The 16,975-nt window shown below is 73.2% G+C and carries 15 protein-coding genes and 1 pseudogene; 6 read left to right on the top strand and 10 right to left on the bottom strand.

The window, feature by feature from the left end; genetic code table 11:
- Window positions 1–446: 446 nt before the first annotated feature.
- Window positions 447–1,274, bottom strand: a complete 828-nt coding sequence (locus tag GA0070215_RS11925) for a TrmH family RNA methyltransferase (RefSeq protein ID WP_018785668.1) — start codon at window positions 1,272–1,274, stop codon at window positions 447–449.
- 224 nt (window positions 1,275–1,498) lie between these two features.
- Between GA0070215_RS11925 and GA0070215_RS11920 the strand changes: the two genes are divergently transcribed.
- Complete coding sequence (locus GA0070215_RS11920) at window positions 1,499–3,673, top strand: acyltransferase family protein (protein ID WP_091045196.1); 2,175 nt, start codon at window positions 1,499–1,501, stop codon at window positions 3,671–3,673.
- Between the two features lie 20 nt (window positions 3,674–3,693).
- Here the strand turns inward: GA0070215_RS11920 and GA0070215_RS11915 are convergent, their stop codons facing one another.
- The gene (locus GA0070215_RS11915; protein WP_091045193.1) at window positions 3,694–4,314 is read right to left on the bottom strand and encodes a pyridoxamine 5'-phosphate oxidase family protein; all 621 of its coding nucleotides are present in this window, start codon (window positions 4,312–4,314) and stop codon (window positions 3,694–3,696) included.
- 167 nt (window positions 4,315–4,481) lie between these two features.
- On the opposite strand from GA0070215_RS11915, the gene GA0070215_RS11910 reads away from it, so the two are divergent.
- The 3 genes from GA0070215_RS11910 to GA0070215_RS11900 are packed head-to-tail and all read left to right on the top strand — an operon-like array spanning window position 4,482 to window position 6,679.
- Complete coding sequence (locus GA0070215_RS11910; protein WP_026267939.1) at window positions 4,482–4,988, top strand: DUF2231 domain-containing protein; 507 nt, start codon at window positions 4,482–4,484, stop codon at window positions 4,986–4,988.
- The gene (locus tag GA0070215_RS11905; protein WP_091045191.1) at window positions 4,985–5,512 is read left to right on the top strand and encodes an Hsp20/alpha crystallin family protein; all 528 of its coding nucleotides are present in this window, start codon (window positions 4,985–4,987) and stop codon (window positions 5,510–5,512) included. Before GA0070215_RS11910 ends, GA0070215_RS11905 begins: the two co-directional genes overlap by 4 nt.
- Window positions 5,513–5,518: 6 nt before the next feature.
- Window positions 5,519–6,679, top strand: coding sequence for a glycosyltransferase family 9 protein (locus tag GA0070215_RS11900; RefSeq protein WP_091045188.1), 1,161 nt, complete (start codon window positions 5,519–5,521; stop codon window positions 6,677–6,679).
- Here GA0070215_RS11900 and GA0070215_RS11895 read toward each other — a convergent pair.
- Both GA0070215_RS11895 and rfaE2 read right to left on the bottom strand, forming a co-directional pair.
- The gene (locus GA0070215_RS11895; protein WP_091045185.1) at window positions 6,654–7,526 is read right to left on the bottom strand and encodes a glycosyltransferase family 2 protein; all 873 of its coding nucleotides are present in this window, start codon (window positions 7,524–7,526) and stop codon (window positions 6,654–6,656) included. The two genes, GA0070215_RS11900 and GA0070215_RS11895, sit on opposite strands and share 26 nt — an antisense overlap.
- A complete protein-coding gene (gene rfaE2, locus GA0070215_RS11890; protein WP_091045178.1) occupies window positions 7,523–9,337 on the bottom strand; it encodes a D-glycero-beta-D-manno-heptose 1-phosphate adenylyltransferase in 1,815 nt (604 codons plus the stop codon). The genes GA0070215_RS11895 and rfaE2 overlap by 4 nt, the downstream gene beginning before the upstream one ends.
- 111 nt (window positions 9,338–9,448) lie before the next feature.
- Between rfaE2 and GA0070215_RS11885 the strand changes: the two are divergent.
- Window positions 9,449–9,808, top strand: a pseudogene (locus tag GA0070215_RS11885) (type 1 glutamine amidotransferase domain-containing protein); the annotation flags it as partial.
- A gap of 36 nt (window positions 9,809–9,844) precedes the next feature.
- Here GA0070215_RS11885 and GA0070215_RS11880 read toward each other — a convergent pair.
- Window positions 9,845–10,336: an NUDIX domain-containing protein gene (locus tag GA0070215_RS11880; RefSeq protein ID WP_018785677.1), complete on the bottom strand. Its 492-nt coding sequence runs from the start codon at window positions 10,334–10,336 to the stop codon at window positions 9,845–9,847.
- Window positions 10,337–10,435: 99 nt separating this feature from the next.
- Here GA0070215_RS11880 and GA0070215_RS11875 point away from each other — a divergent pair, with 99 nt between their 5' ends.
- The gene (locus GA0070215_RS11875; RefSeq protein WP_208600332.1) at window positions 10,436–12,070 is read left to right on the top strand and encodes a fatty acid--CoA ligase; all 1,635 of its coding nucleotides are present in this window, start codon (window positions 10,436–10,438) and stop codon (window positions 12,068–12,070) included.
- Between the two features lie 181 nt (window positions 12,071–12,251).
- On the opposite strand, the gene GA0070215_RS11870 is transcribed toward GA0070215_RS11875, so the two are convergent.
- The 5 genes from GA0070215_RS11870 to ku form a co-directional block, all read right to left on the bottom strand.
- Complete coding sequence (locus tag GA0070215_RS11870; RefSeq protein WP_091045175.1) at window positions 12,252–13,265, bottom strand: NADPH:quinone reductase; 1,014 nt, start codon at window positions 13,263–13,265, stop codon at window positions 12,252–12,254.
- A gap of 63 nt (window positions 13,266–13,328) precedes the next feature.
- Window positions 13,329–13,988 carry an HAD family hydrolase gene (locus GA0070215_RS11865; RefSeq protein ID WP_018785680.1) on the bottom strand — a complete coding sequence of 220 codons (660 nt, stop codon included), beginning with the start codon at window positions 13,986–13,988 and terminating at the stop codon, window positions 13,329–13,331.
- Between the two features lie 23 nt (window positions 13,989–14,011).
- Window positions 14,012–14,860 carry an SCO6745 family protein gene (locus GA0070215_RS11860; protein ID WP_208600331.1) on the bottom strand — a complete coding sequence of 283 codons (849 nt, stop codon included), beginning with the start codon at window positions 14,858–14,860 and terminating at the stop codon, window positions 14,012–14,014.
- A 139-nt stretch (window positions 14,861–14,999) separates the two neighbouring features.
- Window positions 15,000–15,659, bottom strand: a complete 660-nt coding sequence (locus GA0070215_RS11855; protein ID WP_026267946.1) for an FKBP-type peptidyl-prolyl cis-trans isomerase — start codon at window positions 15,657–15,659, stop codon at window positions 15,000–15,002.
- 277 nt (window positions 15,660–15,936) lie between these two features.
- Complete coding sequence (ku, locus tag GA0070215_RS11850; RefSeq protein WP_026267947.1) at window positions 15,937–16,929, bottom strand: non-homologous end joining protein Ku; 993 nt, start codon at window positions 16,927–16,929, stop codon at window positions 15,937–15,939.
- Window positions 16,930–16,975: the final 46 nt, after the last annotated feature.

Raw genomic sequence — 16,975 nt, 5'->3', positions numbered from 1 at the left:
GGACTCCTTCGCCACATCGACCGCACACACCCGCTGCCAGACCTGCTCACTGTCGGCGTCCGGGATCTCCTCGACCCGCCTGCCACCCATCCCTCGTTCCCTTCCGTGCACCCGTGATCGACCAGGAGGCAGGCCGCCCGGGGGCCTCGGTCGGAAACCGAAAATCTGACCGGCGTGCTCGAAGCAACAATGCGTGACCCGTGAGGTCCGTGGCCCCGGCGCCAGACTTGCACACGGCCTCAAACGGACCAAGATCGATCGGCGTCGGCGGGCGACCTACCCACCATTTTCACGCCTGCGCGGCGTCCCGAAGAGACCGGGTGACTTGGATATAGCTCGACCCAGTCGACGTGGTTACCGTTGACGTCAGCCGCCAGCCGAGGCCGCAGCGCAATCATCAACCGGCGCAGGACACCTGGCTGCCCCGCAGCGCCAGGGCCGAGCGGCTACCGGCTCCCGCCGCGCTGCCGGGCCGCCTCGTAGAGCGCCACCGTCCCGGCCGCCGCCGCGTTCAGCGAACTCGCCGCCCCTGCGATCGGGATCCGGACCGTCCGGTCGCTCGCCTCCTGCCAGCCCTTGCTGAGCCCGTGCGTCTCGTTGCCGATGAGCAGGACAGTGGGGCCGGTCAGGTCGTGCTCGGCGACGTCCACGTCCCCGTGCTCGTCCGTACCGATGATCTGGACCTGCGGAAGTCCGTCCGCGCGCACCGCGGCGACCCAGTCCAGGACGTCGCGGTGACTGGCGACGCGCACCACGGGTACGGCGAACAGCGACCCGGTGCTGGCCCGGACCGCCTTCGGGTCGTACGGATCCGCGGCGTGGCCCGTGATGATCACGCCGGAGGCGCCGAAGGCGTCGGCGGAGCGGACCAGGGTGCCGATGTTGCCGGGGGTCTTGGGGCGGTCGAAGACCACCACGAGCATCGCCGGGCCGGCCGGGATGCGGGCCAGTTCGTCAGCGGGCTGCGCCACGACGGCCAGCAGCTCGGGCGACTCCTCCTCCTTGCCGCTGAGTTCCCGCATCAGCTCCGCCGCGAGGGCGACCCGCCGGGCGTCGGTGCGGTCGAGCAGGTCGCGGCACCAGCGGGACAGCGGCTGCCGGTCCGGGTACAGCAGGGCGCGGATCTCCCAGCCCTGCTCCAGCGCCACTGTGATCGGGCGTACCCCCTGGACCAGGAACTCCCCGGAGCGCTGCCGCTTGGTGCGGTTGGTCAGCAGCGCCTGCCACTGCTGGAAGCTCGCGTTGCGGGTGGTGATCGTCAGCGTCTTCGCCACCCGCCGATTCAACCCCATCGCAGGCCGGCACCACCCGCGGTATCCACCCTGCCCCCTACGCCGCCGTGCGACGGTCTAGGGTCGGAGCGGCCTGCTCGTCGCACCGGGGTGCGCGCTCGCGCGCCGCGGCACCCGCTCCACGAGTCGGTGCGGCGTGATTGTCCGTCGCGTGACCAAGCCGCTATCGTTCCCTCGCCCCCAGCCCGCAGAGTTTGAGGATCGCGATGACTTCCCCGCCGTTGACGAAAGTTGCCGATCGGGAAGGTTCGCCGGTCGCGGAGCCGGCCGGCGCGACGACCGGACACGAACCGGCCAGGGAGGCGACGCCGAGCCGGTTCCGGGCCGACGTCGCCGGCCTGCGGGCCGTCGCCGTGGGGCTGGTGCTGCTCTACCACGCCGGGCTGCCGTTCATCCCCGGTGGCTTCGTCGGCGTCGACGTCTTCTTCGTGATCTCAGGCTTCCTCATCACCGGCCAGCTCATCTCGGAGATCGAGCGCAGCGGCCGGGTCTCGCTGGTCGGCTTCTACGCCCGCCGGGCCAAGCGCATCCTGCCCGCGGCCACCGTGGTGCTGGCCGCCACCGCCGTCGCGGTCCGGCTGTTCGTACCCCGGGGTGAGTGGCAGGTCATCGGCCGCGACATCGCCGCCGCGGCGACCTACATCGTGAACTGGCGGTTCGCCGACCGCGCGGTCGACTACCTGGCCGAGGACGTCGCGCCGTCGCCGGTCCAGCACTTCTGGTCGCTCGCCGTGGAGGAGCAGTTCTACCTGCTCTGGCCGCTGCTGATCGTGCTGGCCATCGTCGCCGCGCGCAAGCTCCGGCGGGCGAGCGTACGGCCGGTCCTGTGGGTCGGTCTCGCGGTGCTGGCGGTGCCGTCGTTCGTCTGGTCGATCATCGAGACGGCGAACTCGCCCGAGCGCGCGTTCTTCGTCTCCACGACCCGGCTGTGGGAACTCGGGGTCGGCGCCGCGATCGCGCTGCTGGCGGTCCGCGCCGCCCGGATGCCCCGGTCCGTGGCGGTCGTCCTCGGGTGGCTCGGCCTCGCCGCGATCGTCGCGGCGGCGCTGCTGGTCAGCGGGAAGACCGCCTGGCCCGGGTACGCGGCGGCGCTGCCCACGCTCGGCGCGGCAGCGGTCATCGCGGCCGGTGCCGCGGCCGGCTCCCGGGGGCCGGTGATGGTGCTCGGCACGCGTCCGTTCCAGTGGATCGGTGACCTGTCGTACTCGCTGTACCTGTGGCACTGGCCGATGCTCGTGGTGGCCGCCGCGCACTTCGGTGACCTGTCGCTGACCGAGGGCCTGCTGGTGGCGCTCGCCTCGGTGATCCCGGCCTGGATCACGTTCAAGCTGGTGGAGAACCCGCTGCGCTACTCGCGGAAGATCTCCACGTCGCCGCGTCTGGCCCTGAGCCTGGGCGGCAACTTCACGCTCGTCGGCATCTGCGCCGGCATGGTGCTGGTGCTGATGGGCGCGTGGGCCGCCGCCGCGACCACCACCAAGGGCCGGTACGCCCCGGGCGCCGCGTTGCTGTCGACAGCGCCCGGCACCGCGCCGATCGGCCCGGTTCCGGAGCGGTTCGACGTGATCACGCCGGACCCGTTGCAGATCCGGCAGGGCTTCATGGACGTGCCCGACACCAACCGGGACAAGTGTTTCCAGCAGGTCGAGGGCGCCGAGGTGTTGTCCTGCACGTACGGCAACCCGAACGCGTCCACCACTGTCGCGCTCGTCGGCGACTCGAAGATGGACCAGTGGCTGCCCGCGTTCCAGGTGCTGGCCGAGCAGAACGACTGGAAGATCCTGATCGCCGCGAAGGCGTCGTGCCCGTTCACCAGCGCGCCCGCGGTCCGGGCGGACGACCCGAGCAAGCTCTACACCGACTGCATCGACTGGAACCGGTCGCTGATGCGCAAACTGGTCGAGGAGCGGCCCGACTACCTGGTCACCTCGCAGGGCGCGGCGCGCGCCTTCGACAGCGATGCCGAGGAGCCGACCGTCGAGGCGATGGTCGCCGGGGTCCGGTCCGCGTGGAAGAAGCTCGACGCCGTAGGCACGCAGGTCGTCGTGCTCGCCAACAACCCCGGCCCCGGACCGGCGGTGACGTGCGCCGACAAGAATCGCAAACGCCTGTCCCGCTGCGCGTTCGACAGGGAGCGGCACGACCAGGACCCGGCATACCGGATGCAGCGGCAGGCGGTGTCCGGCGCGCCGAAGGTCAAGATGATCGACCTGTTCGACGCCGTCTGCCCGACCGACAGGTGCCCGGTGGTGTTCGGCAACGTGCTCATCTACCGGGGTGGCTCGCACATCGGTGCGGCGTACGTGAAGACGACAGCGCCACACCTCGCCCGCGCCCTGTCCGACGTCGGCGTGCCGGCGCGCTTCACGCCGGCCGGATAGCTTGCGGCGCGCCGACGCGCTCAGCGGTAGAGCGTCTCCAGGTAGCCCGGGCCGTAGTGGCGCTCCAGGTCGGCGAGGCTCTCCGCCGGGGCCTCCACCTCCTTGATCAGTCGGGCCCGCGTCGGCAGCACGTCCGGCTGCCAGGTCTCCGGCTGCCACAGGCCGGAGCGCAGGAACGCCTTGGCGCAGTGGTAGAAGATCTGCTCGATCGCGACCTCGACGGCCAGCACCGGCCGGTGGCCCTTGACCTCCATGCCGGCGAACCACGGCGCGTCGGCGATCAGCCGGGCCCGGCCGTTGATCCGCAGCGTGTCGGTGCGGCCGGGGATCAGGAAGATCAACCCGACGTGCGGGTTGGCCAGGATGTTGCGGTAGCCGTCGGCCCGCCGGTTGCCGGGCCGCTCCGGTATCGCGATCGTGGTGTCGTCGAGCACCAGCGCGAACCCGGGCGGGTCGCCTTTGGGGGAGACGTCGCAGGTCCCGTCCGCGCCGGCGGTGGCGATCAGGCAGAACGGCGAGGCGGCGAGCCACTCCCGGTCGCGTTCGTGCAGCGTACGACGGTCCTTGGCGGCCGCCCGCGGTGCCGGTGTGCCGATCAGTTCGCGTAGTTCGGACTCACTGGTGATCTCCCGGGTCGTCACGTCTTCCTCCCCCGTCCGTTGACCTTGACGGCGGTTCCGACCCGCGACGGGCCGTGATCCGCCACTGTCAGCCTAGGAGAGCGCGTCGAGCGCCGGGTTTGCCCCCGGTTCCGGCGGGTAGGGACCGGATCGCAGCGCGTGTCCGGAAGCGACGAATGGAGGCCGAGATGGAGAGCCGGCTCAAGGTGCTCGGCCATCCCGTGCACCCGATGCTCGTGATGTTCCCGGTGGCGCTCTTCGTGACCGCGGTGATCTTCGACCTGGTGGACACCGTCGGCGGGCCCGGCTTCCTGGCCGAGGTCGCGTACTGGAACATCACCGTCGGTCTGATCGGTGGCCTGCTGGCCGCGGCGGCCGGGGCGTTCGACCTGCTCGCCCTGCCGGCCGGCACTCGCGCCAAGCGGGTCGGTCTCACCCACGCCGCCGCCAACGTGGCGGTCATCCTGCTGTTCGCCGCGGTCTGGGCGGTCCGGCTCAACGCGGATTCGCGGGCGGCCGGCGGCGCGCTCGTCGCCATCGAGGTGGTCGCCCTGGCGATCCTCGGGGTGGGGGCGTGGCTCGGCGGCGAGCTGGTGGACCGGCTCGGTGTCGGCGTCGACCCGGAGCACGACCTGAACGCGCCCAGCTCGCTGCGACCCCCCTCGTCGACACAGCGGATCGGAGACGTGCGATGACCGAACAGAAGGGCTGGCGTGGCGGCCAGCAGGGCTGGGATCCGATGGGCGAACTCCAGTCGCTGCGCTCCGAGCTGAGCCGGCTGGTCGGTGGACGGTCCGGCAACCAGGACGTGGATCTGGCCGAGACGGCCGACGGCTGGGAGGTGGTCGTCCGGCTTCCCGGCGTGGCGCCGGAGGAGGTCGCCGTCGAGCTGGACGACCGGGAGCTGTGCGTACGCGCCCGGTCGGAGGCCGAGGTGAACGCCGACCACGGCATTCCGGGCGGGTTCACCACCCGGGGCTTCGAGTATCGCGTCGACCTGCCGTCCCGGGTGGACCCGGACCGGATCGACGCGGTGATGGACCACGGCCTGCTCCGGGTGCGCCTGCCCCGGGCGTCCCGGCCCGCGCCGCGCACCATCACCGTCGGCCGGACCGGTCCGCGACCGGGTGCCGACCGTACGCCGATGCCCGCCGACCCGGCCGCGGACCGGGAGCTGCACCACCCGGACACCGCGCTCGACGAGATCGACAGGCCGTAGGGCCGCGTGACCAGCCCGCCCGACGACTCCAGCTCGGCGCGCCGCGACCCGGAGCCGTCGCTGCTCGGCCCGGTCGGCGAGCGCGTCCCCGACGTCGAGCGGATCGCCGTGCTGCGCGCCAACGCGCTCGGTGACTTCATCTTCGTCCTGCCGGCGCTGGACGCGCTGCGGTCCGCGTACCCGTCGGCCGAGATCGTGCTGCTCGGCGCGCCGTGGCATGCGGCGCTCTGGCGGGACCGGCCCGGCCCGGTGGACCGGGTGCTGGTGGTGCCGGCGGCGCCCGGCATCCGCGACCCGGGACCCGGCGAGGAACCCGGTGACGTCCCGGCGTTCCTGGCCGCCGCCCGCGCCGAACGGTTCGACCTGGCGTTGCAGGTGCACGGCGGCGGCGGCAACTCGAACCCGTTCGTGGCCGGGCTGGGCGCCCGGGTCACCGCCGGCCTGCGGGCCGAGGGAGCGCCGCCGCTGGACCGGTGGATGCGCTACGTCTACTACCAGCACGAGGTGATCCGCTACCTGGAGGTGGCGGCCCTGGTCGGGGCGCCGGCCACCACGATCACCCCGGCGCTCGCGGTCACCGCCGCCGACCGGGCGGAGGCCGCCGCCGTGCTCGGCGAACCCACCCGCCCCCGGGTCGCGCTGCACCCGGGCGCCACCGACACCCGGCGCCGCTGGCCGCCGGAACGCTTCGCCGAGGTCGCCCGCGAGCTGACCGGAGACGGGTACGAGGTGCTGGTCACCGGCACCCCGGCGGAGCAGGAGGCGGTCGACGCGGTGGTGGCGGCGGCCGGTGTTCCGGTGCGTCCCCAGGTCGGCACGCTCAGCCTGGGCGCGCTCGCCGCCACGTACGCGGACTGCGCGCTGGTGGTCTCCAACGACACCGGCCCGCTGCACCTGGCCGCCGCCGTGGGCGCGCCGACCGTGGGCGTGTTCTGGATCGGCAACCTCATCAACGGGGCGTCGCCGCTGCGCGGGCGGCACCGCCCGATCGCGGCCTGGACCACCCGCTGCCCGGTGTGCGGCGTCGACTGCACCCCCGGGATCTACCCGCACCGGCCGGGCGACGGCGAGTGCCCGCACCGGGTGTCGTTCGTGGCCGACGTACCGGTCGCCGAGGTGGTCGAGGCGGCCCGGGAGCTGCTCACACCTCCGCGGGCGACTCGCTGAGCAGCACTTCCCACGCCTCCACGTCGCGTTCGGTAACGGTGGTCGGCGACTCCAGGTGGTAGGCCCCGCTGGGCAGCACCCCGGCGCCGCCGTGGCGCTCCAGCACCGCCAGCTGCGCGGCGACGTCTTCGCCCTGATGCCGCTCGGGCAGCCGCTCCCAGAAGTCGAAGCCGCCGGCCTCGACGAGCTTGGCCCGGTCGTAGAGCACGCATCCGCCGATCCAGGAGATCTTGTACGCCCGCCACTCGCCCGCCGCCAGGCCCAGCTTCTCGGTGATGTGCAGCAGGTTCGCCGCCGGGTGGATGGACGCCCGGTGCCATTCCGGCGTGCCGGGAACGATCCGTTCCGGCACCGGCGGCCCGGTCCACTCCTCGTAGTGCTGGTGCGTGCCCGGGCGGACGTCGTCGGCGTAGGACAGGCCGTGCACGGCGTTGCCGACGAACCCGCAGCCCAGCTCGCCGAGCGCGATGACCAGGCGGGACAGGGCGCCCGGCTCCAGCCACACGTCGTCGTCGAGGCAGAGCACCGCGTCGGCCGCCGACTGGGCCAGCAGGTACGACCGGTGTTCGGCCAGGCCGCGCCGGGGCAGCCGCCGGGTCAGCAGCACCGGGTGCCCCCGGTGGCGCAGCGCCCGGACCATCGTGGCGGCAGCCGGGTACGCGTACGCGGGATCACCGTCGGACTGGTCGCTGACCACCACCCCGAAACCGGGTACGCCCTCCTGGGCGGCCAGCCCGGACAGCGTGACAGCCAGTTCGGCGGGCCGGTTGCGGGTGGGGATCAGCACGTCGAGCCGCCGGTGACGCCGGAACCGTCCGGGCGTGCCCGGGTCGAGCGGACGGGTCACGCCGGCCTGCCCTCGCCGACCGGGTGGGCGCGGATCCGGTCGATGATCGCCGAAGTGGAGCGGTCCGGCACGTACCCGAGCGTGCGCACCTGACCGCCCAGCCGCCGGACCAGCGGCGCCTCCGGCACCATCTCCGGCGGGTAGTCGCCGCCCTTGACGTAGACGTCGGGGCGGACCGCCTCGATCAGCCGGGCCGGCGAGTCCTCCTCGAAGACCACCACGTGGTCGACGCAGGCCAGCGCCGCCAGCAGGGCGATCCGGTCCTCGACCGGGTTGACCGGCCGGTCCGGGCCCTTGAGTCGCCGTACGCTGCCGTCCGAGTTGACCGCCACGATCAGCAGGTCGCCGAGCGCGCGGGCCTGGGTCAGGTAGCGGACGTGCCCCGGGTGCAGCACGTCGAAGCAGCCGTTCGTGAACACCACCGACCGCCCGGCCCGCCGGTGCTCGCCCACCAGCGCGGCCAGCTCGTCGGCGCCGACCAGGGCCGGATGCCCGCCCTCGTCCGCGCCGGTGCCCAGCGCGGCCAGCAGATCCTGCCGTCGGCACACGCAGGTACCGGTGTCGGCCACCGTGATGGTGGCGGCGAGTTGGGCGAGCTGGGCGGCGGTGGGCAGGCCCGCGTCGGCGGCGAGCGCCAGCGTCATGGCCGCCAGGTAGGCGTCCCCGGCGCCCACCGCGTGGCTGGCCGGGACCGGGGTGCTGTGGCTGCGCCGGGGTTCGCCCTCGGCGCCGCCGACCACTGCGCCCTCGGTGTCCAGTGTCACCGCCACCACGTCGGCGCCGGTGTGTGCGCGCAGCTCGGGCAGGCGCGACTCGGCCAGTACGGCCCGGTCCACCCCGGCGCCGGCCGCCGCGTTCACCGTCACGCCGGTCCCGGTGACGCTGAGGCCGTCGCCGGTCAGCGCCACCCGCTCCTCGCCCGGCACGGGCTCGCCGGTCGGGCCGGCCAGCGCCTCGGCGGCGGGCGTGCCGGAGGCCGGGTGCGGGCTGCCCGGTACGCGCTCACCGGACCCGCCGGGGGCGGCGCCCACCATCAGCTCGGACGGGCCGTCGGTCTCCGCCCGGTGGTTCAGATGTACGTCGCCGCTGGGGACGGCACCCCGCTCGGCGTGCGCGAACCCGGCCGCCGCGCGGGCCAGCAGCCGGGTCGCCTCGGCGAAGCTCGGCGTCACCACCGTCGGGTTCAGCCCGCGCCAGTCGGCCAGGTCGTGCGCGTCGAGCGCCACGGTGCCGTACCGGTCGCGGTTGGCGACCAGCCAGGCGCGTACCGCCGAGGGCAGCGCGCCCAGGCCGTAGTCGCAGACCACGAGCGTGAGCGGCTGACCGGCGGCCACCGCCCGCAGCTCCTCGGTGGCACAGTGCAGCGCGGTCAGGAGGCGGGCCACGCCGTCGGCGTCCAGCCCGTCCTCCGGACCGCCGGAGTCCTCGCGGAGCAGGATCTGGTTGCCGGCGAGCATCCGCCGTTTGACCGGCGTGGGGCGGCCCGGCTGGCTCACCGTGCGGTCCCAGACCGCCGCCCGGTCCAGGCAGTCGTGCAGTTCGTCGCCGGCCACGTCGGCGCCGACCGGCGCGACCAGGGCGGCCCGGCCGCCGAGCGCTGCCACGTTCACCGCCGTGTTCGCGGCACCCCCGGCCGCGGAGATCCGCCGCCGCAGGGTGAGGACCGGTGCGGGCGCCTCCCGGCAGAGCCGCTCCGACTCGGCGAACCGCCACTCGTCCAGCATGGCGTCCCCGACGACCAGCACGGGACGCTGCTGCCAGCTCGCCACGACGGTGGCCAGCCGGCGCTCTTCCGCTGCTGCTCCTGCCATGCCTGTGCGGATCCCCCCGGGCTGTCGGGCCAAACGCGACGCGGGCCACCCGATGCGTCCGGTTTCGCGGCATCGGGCGGGGGAACCGTGCAGACGTACCCCGGAGAGGAGGAGGCGGACGCCGGGGCGTACGACGGCCTGGTCCTGCCCGGTGGCGTGGCGAACCCCGACTTCCTGCGGACGGACCCGGAGGCGGTCCGGTTCGTCAAGTCGTTCTTCGACGCGGGCAAGCCGGTCGGCGTGATCTGCCACGGCCCGTGGACGCTCGTCGAGGCGGACGTGGTGCGGGGCCGCACCGTCACCTCCTGGCCGAGCCTGCGCACCGACCTCACCAACGCCGGCGCGAACTGGGTCGACCAGGAGGTCGTCACCGACAACGGGCTGGTCAGCAGCCGCAAGCCGGACGACCTGCCGGCGTTCTGCGCCAAGATCGTCGAGGAGTTCGCCGAGGGTCGGCACACCGCTTACTGAGAACTCGCGTCCCGGCTCAAAGGCGCCCGCGCCCGGCTACTTGAGGATCAGCCGGTTGGTCTGCTCGAACACGTCCAGGTCGGCGAGCGTCTCGTGCACGCTCGACGACAGCGGGTGCGGGAAGTCCGCCGGGTGGAAGAACCCCGAGTCGGTGGTCTCGTCGGTGAACCGGGCCAGCTCGCCGTCCCATTCGTCGACCCGGAACGCCGTGGTGAAGACCTGGTAGGTGTGCCCGTACATGTTGGTGTGGGTGCGGTCCGGGCCGGTGTAGAGCGCGAACGCGCTGACCCGCAGCGCCCGCAGCCCGGTCTCCTCCCGGACCTCCCGGACCGCGCAGTCGGCGATCGACTCGCCGAGTTCCATGGCGCCGGCCGGCAACGCCCACTGGCCGTTGTCGGAACGCTGGATCAGCAGCACCCGGGCGGCGTTGTCGCGCACCACGGCGCGGGCGCCGACGAACATCAGGGTGCGGTCACCGGCCAGGGCGCGGAGCTGCCCCACGTACGAGTCGGCCCACGAGATGCTCACCCGGACAATCTACGCATCATCCGCGATCACCTCGACGAATCCGGGGGTTCCGCAGATGTGACCGCCGCCACTACGTTGTTACCCATGCGTAGCACGATGATGGATGCCCCGCTCCAGGTCGCCCGGATCCTCGAACACGGCGCCACCGTGCACGGCGCGGCGGAGGTGGTCACCTGGACCGGTGCCGAACCCCGCCGGATGACGTACGCGGAGGTCGGCCGTGCCGCCGCCCGGCTGGCCCACGCGCTGCGCGACGAGTGCGGGGTGACCGGCGACGAGCGGGTCGGCACGTTCATGTGGAACAACAACGAGCACCTGGTGGCGTACTTCGCCGTCCCGAGCATGGGCGCGGTGCTGCACACGCTCAACATCCGGCTCTTCCCCGACCAGGTCGCCTACATCGCCAACCACGCGCAGGACCGGGTGGTGCTCGTCGACAGCACGCTCATCCCGTTGCTCGCCCGGGTGATCGGCGAGATGACCACTGTGACCCACGTGGTGGTGGTCGGCGGCGGCGACCCGGCCCCGCTGCTGGCCGCGGCCGGCGACCGGATCACCGTGCACCACTGGGACGCGCTGCTGGCCGACCGCCCGGACCACTTCGACTGGCCGGAGGTGGACGAGCGCGACGCCGCCGCCCTCTGCTACACCTCCGGGACCACCGGCCACCCCAAAGGTGTCGCCTACTCCCACCGCTCGATCTACCTGCACTCGCTCCAGGTGTGCATGCCGGAGGGCTTCGGGCTCGGCCCGAACGACAGGGAACTGGCCATCGTGCCGATGTTCCACGCGATGTCGTGGGGCCTGCCGTACGCGGCGTTCCTCTCCGGCGCCTCCCTGATCATGCCGGACCGGTTCCTCCAGGCCGAGCCGATCGCCGCGATGATCGCCGCCGAGCGCCCCACGCTCGCCGGGGCGGTGCCGACCATCTGGACCGACCTGCTGGCCTACCTGGACGCGCACGAGGTGGATCTCTCCTCATTGAAGGAGGTGATCGTCGGCGGGTCGGCCTGCCCGCCGGCGCTGATGCACGCGTTCCACGATCGCTACGGCATCGACGTCATCCACGCCTGGGGCATGACCGAGATGTCGCCGCTGGGCTCGGTCTCCCGGGCGCCGGCCGGGGCGACCGGCGACGACGCCTGGCGCTACCGCTACACGCAGGGCCGCGTCCCGGCGGGTGTGACCGCGCGGATCGTGGGCCCGGCGGGCGAGCCGCTGCCCGCCGACGGGACGTCGGTGGGCGAGCTGGAGGTACGCGGACCGTGGGTGACCGCGCGGTACATCGGCGACGACGCCCCGGAGGAGGAGAAGTTCCGGGACGGCTGGCTGCGTACCGGTGACGTCGGCACGCTCTCGCCGGACGGCTACATCACGCTCACCGACCGCGCGAAGGACGTGATCAAGTCGGGCGGGGAGTGGATCTCCTCGGTCGAGCTGGAGAACGCCCTGATGGCGCACCCGGCGGTGCTGGAGGCGTGCGTGGTGGGCGTACCGGACGAGCGCTGGGACGAGCGGCCACTGGCCACTGTGGTGGTCCGCGAGGGCGCCTCGGTGACCGCCGAGGAGCTGCGGGACTTCCTCGCCGGTTCGGTCTCCCGCTGGCAGTTGCCGGAGCGCTGGGCGTTCATCGACGCGGTGCCGAAGACCAGCGTCGGCAAGTTCGACAAGAAGGTGGTGCGCTCGCGGTACGCCGACGGCGGGCTCGACGTGCGGGAACTGACCGCGTCGTAACGTTTCGCGGCGTACCGTCGCCTACACGGGTAGGAACGAGTTCCCAACGGACGTTCCTCCCCAGAGGGCGGCCCCGGCGTTCGCACCGCGCCGGGGCCGCCCGTCCGTTACGGGGTGACCCGCACCGTCATTGTTGCGAAACTTGTTCGCGTCTGTCCGGCTGTCGGGGAAATCCGGTCGCCTACTCGTCGGCGGTGCTCACCAGCACCTTGCCCACCGCGCCGTCCTGCACCGCCTGCTGCGCGGCGGCGGCCTCCGCCAGCGGATACCGGTGCAGCGGCAGCCCCGCCTCCTCGCCGACCCGGATCGCGCCCTGCGCCACCGCCGCCGCGATGTCGGTCACCGCCTGAGCCTTCGCCACCTTCGGCGCGGTGTAGATCAACACGAACTGCCAGCGCGCGTTCGGGCCCATCAGCGGCCGGATCGGCAACGTCACCTCGCCACCGCCGTCGTCGGCGTACACGCAGACCGCCCCGCCGGTGCGCAGCATCCGCACATCGGCGGCGGCGTTGCGGGCGGCTGACACCTCGACGATCGTGTGCACCCCGTCGGGCGCGACCTTGCGGACCTCCTCGACCACGTCCTGCTCGCGATAGTTGATCACGAAGCTGGCGCCGGCCGCCGCCGCGAGCTGCGCCTTCTCCGGGCTGCTCACCGTGGTGATCACGCACGCGTCGGCCCACCGGGCGAGCTGGATCGCCGCATTGCCCACCGCACCCGCACCGCCCTGCACCAGCACCACGTGGTCGCTCAGCGCGCCGGCGTGCAGCTTGTCCGGCATGAACTCGCCCGCGGTCAGGCAGCGGTGCGCGGTCATGAACGGGATACCGAGCGTCGCGCCCAGGTCGAACGAGGCCGCACCGAGCGGCACCGCGTGCCGGACCGGGACCAGTGTGTACTCGGCGGCGGTGCCCCACGGCCGCTGCCACGCCGCCTCCCACACCCAGACCCGCTCACCGATGAGCGTCCCGTCCACGCCCCCACCGACCGCCTCGACCACCCCGGCGCCGTCCTGGTGCGGGATCTGCCAGCCGGCCGGCAGCGGCCACGCCTGGCGGGCCTTCCAGTCGGTCGGGTTCACGCCCGACACGGCCATCCGGACCAGCACCTCGCCCGGTCCGGGTTCCGGCACCGGCCGCTCGGCCACCTGGAGCACCGAGGCGTCCCCGCTGCGCTCGTACACGATCGCCCTCATCGCCGTCCCTCCATTCAAGGAAGGGCCCCCTATTAACGCCTCAGGTAGAGGAAGGGCCCCTTCCTAACATCCCTCGACCAGCTCGGGCGTGAGCGCGCCGATCGAGGGGAGCAGCACGGCCGCCAACGCCTGCGCGTCCGGGTCGAGCGGGTACGACGAGTGCGGCACCGCCACCACCCGGCACCCGGCGGCGGCCGCCGACCGGACCCCGTTCGACGAGTCCTCCACCGCCACGCACCGGGCCGGGTCGACGCCCAACCGCTGCGCCACCGCGAGCCACACGTCGGGCGCGGGCTTGCCCCGGGCGGTCTCCTCGGTCGACAGCGTCGCGCCGAACGCGCCGGCCAGCCCTGTCGCGTCCAGCGCCGCCGCGATCAGCCGGGTCGGTGAGGAACTGGCCAGCCCCAGCGGCCACCGCGCGGCCATGCCGCGCACCACCGCGTCCGCGCCGTCGATCAGCGGTACGCGCTGCGCGTACCGCCGGGCCATCTCGGTCACCACCTCGGTGGCGACCTGCTCGGCCGACCTGTCGACGCCCAGCTCACCGCTCAGGTACGCGGCCCACTCGCCGGTGCTCATCCCCATCAGCCGGCGCTGCGTGTCCGGCTGCCAGGTGCCCCCGTGCTCGGCCACGTACGCGCGCCGGACCTCCTCCCAGACCGGCTCGGAGTCCACGATCACGCCGTCCAGGTCGAAGAGCACCGCGTCCACCACGTCGACCATCCTGCCCCAGCCGACGGCCGGACTCACCGCGGAAGCGCCGCCGACGCCGAACGCTGCGCCGGAAGACCGATCGGGGCCTGGGACGGGATGATCGTGCGGCAGCGCGTCGCGATCGGTTCCAGCAGCTCCCGCAGCCGGGCGGTACGCTCCGCGCCCAGCGCCCGCCACGGACCCGCCGCGGCCCGGTCGGTGGCCTCCTCGACCACGCGGAACGTCTCAGTGGCGTACGGCGTGGGACTCAGCTCGGCGGTCAGCCAGCCCTTCTCCACCAGGCGTTGCTCGGCGGTGGTCCACTGCTCGTCGGTCCACCCCCGGGCCGGCTGGTGAAACTCGCGGGACTGGTCGACCCGGCACCGCCAGGCCACCACCTCGACCGGTTCCAGCCCGGTCGTCACCAGCGCCGCCACGTGGCCGTCTCCGCGGTGCTCGCGCAGCGTGGCGGCGGCCTGCCAGAGCCGGGCGAGCGGGTATTCGCCCCGGGGCAGCGCGGCGTTCACCGCGCCGAGCACCCGCCCGGCGACGTCCACCCGGCCGGCCGCCTCCGCCAGCAGGTCGGCGGCCTCGACCAGATGCGACTCGGGCAGTTCGTAGGTGAACTCGGCGAGCGCCTGGACGCCACCGGTGAGCCGGGCCCGCAGCGCCTCCTCCGGGGTGGCCAGGCGCCACACCGACGGCAGCGCACGGGCCACCATGGCCGGCGCGAAGCTGAAGAACGCGGCGGTCACCGCGGGCGCGTCGACCGCTCCGAGCGGCGCGGCCCGGCCGGCGAAGTAGCCGCGCCAGTAACCCCGCAGCCCGACCGCCTCGAACGCGGCGCGGGCGCGCGGATGGAAGTAGGTGACCGCGTGGACCGGCTCGTAGAGCGTCCACATCTGCCGGGCCACCCCGGTCTCGTCCAGCGCCGCCACGTGCACCTCCGCGTCGGTGGGCAGATCACCACGGGCGGACGTACCGCCCGTGGTGACCACGAACCTACTGCCGCTGGGTGACCGGACGGAAGCCCGGAGTGAGCTACTGCGCAGCCAGCACGTCGACGACGAAGCGCAGCGGCCCGGCCGGACGGCCGCCCGCGGCGTCGTTGCCGTACGCCAGCTCGGCCGGGAGGTCCAGCTGGACCCGGCTGCCCACCGGCACGCCGACCAGGCCCTGGTCCCAGCCCTTGATGACCTGGCCCACGCCGATCTGGAAGGTGGCCGGCTGGCCGCTGTCCCAGGACGCGTCGAACTGCTTACCGTCCTTGTAGAAGACGCCCACGTAGTTCGTGGTGATGTTCTGCCCGGCCTTCACCGCCGGGCCGGTGCCCTTGACGAGCGTGGTGACGGTGAGCTTGGTCAGCTCACCGGTTCCGGCCTGCACAGTCGGCTTGGTCTTCAACGCCGGGTCGATGCCGGCGGGCAGCTCCGCAGCGGGCGGCGCGGTGGGCTCGGCCGGGGCGGTGGGACTGGCCGAGGAGCCGGCGGTGGACGCCTTGTCGTCGTCCCCGCTGTTCAGCCAGACCAGGCCGCCGACCAGAGCCACCACGGCGAGCACACCGACGGCCGCGCCGAGGATCGACTGCCGGCGACGGCGCGCCTCGGCCGCCTTCTTCTCGGCCAGCTGGGCGGCCAGCCGCCGCTGTGCCTTGGTGGCCGGGGCCTGGCCCGCCGACCGGTTCTCCACACGCTCGCTCACGTCGACTCCCTGCAGGGTGGGTGGGTGCGCCCCCGGCGGGCCGCCGCCGAGGCCAGCGCACACGGTACCCGCCCGGACCCCCAGCGTGCCGCTGCGCCCGCCACGATCCGGACACGAAGCCCGATGCGGGGGCACCGCGCAGGGATACGTCCCGAACCATGGCGATCCTCAGCGAAGAAGACCCGGCCCGTCCGCGCCACCCCGACCGAGAAGCTCGGCCGCGGCTGAGCGGCGAAGGCGCCGCCCTCCACCCGGGGCGGGGCCTTCGCCGTACGCGTCAGGCGGTCTTCTTCTTCGCGGGCGCCTTCTTGGCGGTGGTCTTCTTGGCCGGTTCGGCCTTCTTCGCCGCCGTCTTCTTCGCGGGGGTCTTCTTGGCGGTGGTCTTCTTGGCTGGTTCGGCCTTCTTCGCCGGCGCCTTCTTCGCGGCCTTCTTCGCCGAGCGGGCCGACGAGATCGGCGTCGGCTCGGCGCCGCCACCGGACGGCGCCTCGCCCCGGGCCGCGCGGGCCCGCTCCACGGACGCCTTGAGCGCCGCCATCAGGTCCACCGCGGCGGCCGGCGCCGCCTCTTCCTCCTCCGGCTGCACCACCTCGCGGCCCTCGACCTTGGCGTCGATGACCTCCTGCAACGCCGCCCGGTAGTCGTCGGTGAACGCATCCGGCTCGAACTCACCGGCCATCGAGTCGATCAGCGAACTGGCCATCGCCAGCTCCGGCGGGCGCACCTTCAGGTCCTCGTCCAGGAAACCGAAGTCGGGCCGGCGGATCTCGTCCGGCCACAGCATGGTGTTGAGCAGCAGTACGCCCTCGCGGACCCGCAGCGTGGCGAGCTGCTCGCGCTGGCGCAGCGCCACCTTGACGATCGCCACCCGCTCCGAGTCGGACAGCGCGTCGCGCAGCAGCACGTACGGCTTGGTCGCCGAGCCCTCCGGCTCAAGGAAGTACGCCTTGTTGTAGAGGATCGGGTCGACCTGCTCGGCCGGTACGAACTCCAGCACGTCGATCGCGTGCGAGGTGCTCAACGGCAGGTCGGCGAAATCCTCGTCGGTGAGGATCACCATCTCGCCGCCGCCGATGTCGTACCCCTTGGCGATGTCGTCGTAGGTGACCTCCTCGCCGCATACCGAGCAGGTGCGCTTGTAGCGGATCCGGCCGCCGTCCTCACGGTGCACCTGGTGGAAGCGGATGTCCTTCTCCTCGGTGGCCGAGTAGACCTTCACCCCGATCGACACCAGGCCGAACGACACCGCTCCTTTCCAGATCGCCCGCATGCCCGCGCTCCTCTCCCCGGTTGACCACCAGAATCGCAAACGATCG

Source organism: Micromonospora marina (assembly GCF_900091565.1).
In the GTDB taxonomy this organism is placed as follows: Bacteria; Actinomycetota; Actinomycetes; order Mycobacteriales; family Micromonosporaceae; genus Micromonospora; species Micromonospora marina.
Note: the sequence above shows the minus strand (reverse complement) of the source record. Positions and strands in the feature narration are given on the sequence as shown.

Bases quoted from the DNA above. Each gene is read 5' to 3' on its own strand.
- GA0070215_RS11870 (WP_091045175.1), bottom strand. From the start codon at position 13,265: ATGAGGGCGATCGTGTACGAGCGCAGCGGGGACGCCTCGGTGCTCCAG.
- GA0070215_RS11875 (WP_208600332.1), top strand. From the start codon at position 10,436: ATGGATGCCCCGCTCCAGGTCGCCCGGATCCTCGAACACGGCGCCACC.
- GA0070215_RS11920 (WP_091045196.1), top strand. From the start codon at position 1,499: ATGACTTCCCCGCCGTTGACGAAAGTTGCCGATCGGGAAGGTTCGCCG.
- ku (WP_026267947.1), bottom strand. From the start codon at position 16,929: ATGCGGGCGATCTGGAAAGGAGCGGTGTCGTTCGGCCTGGTGTCGATC.
- GA0070215_RS11910 (WP_026267939.1), top strand. From the start codon at position 4,482: ATGGAGAGCCGGCTCAAGGTGCTCGGCCATCCCGTGCACCCGATGCTC.
- rfaE2 (WP_091045178.1), bottom strand. From the start codon at position 9,337: ATGGCAGGAGCAGCAGCGGAAGAGCGCCGGCTGGCCACCGTCGTGGCG.
- GA0070215_RS11860 (WP_208600331.1), bottom strand. From the start codon at position 14,860: ATGTGGACGCTCTACGAGCCGGTCCACGCGGTCACCTACTTCCATCCG.
- GA0070215_RS11865 (WP_018785680.1), bottom strand. From the start codon at position 13,988: ATGGTCGACGTGGTGGACGCGGTGCTCTTCGACCTGGACGGCGTGATC.
- GA0070215_RS11905 (WP_091045191.1), top strand. From the start codon at position 4,985: ATGACCGAACAGAAGGGCTGGCGTGGCGGCCAGCAGGGCTGGGATCCG.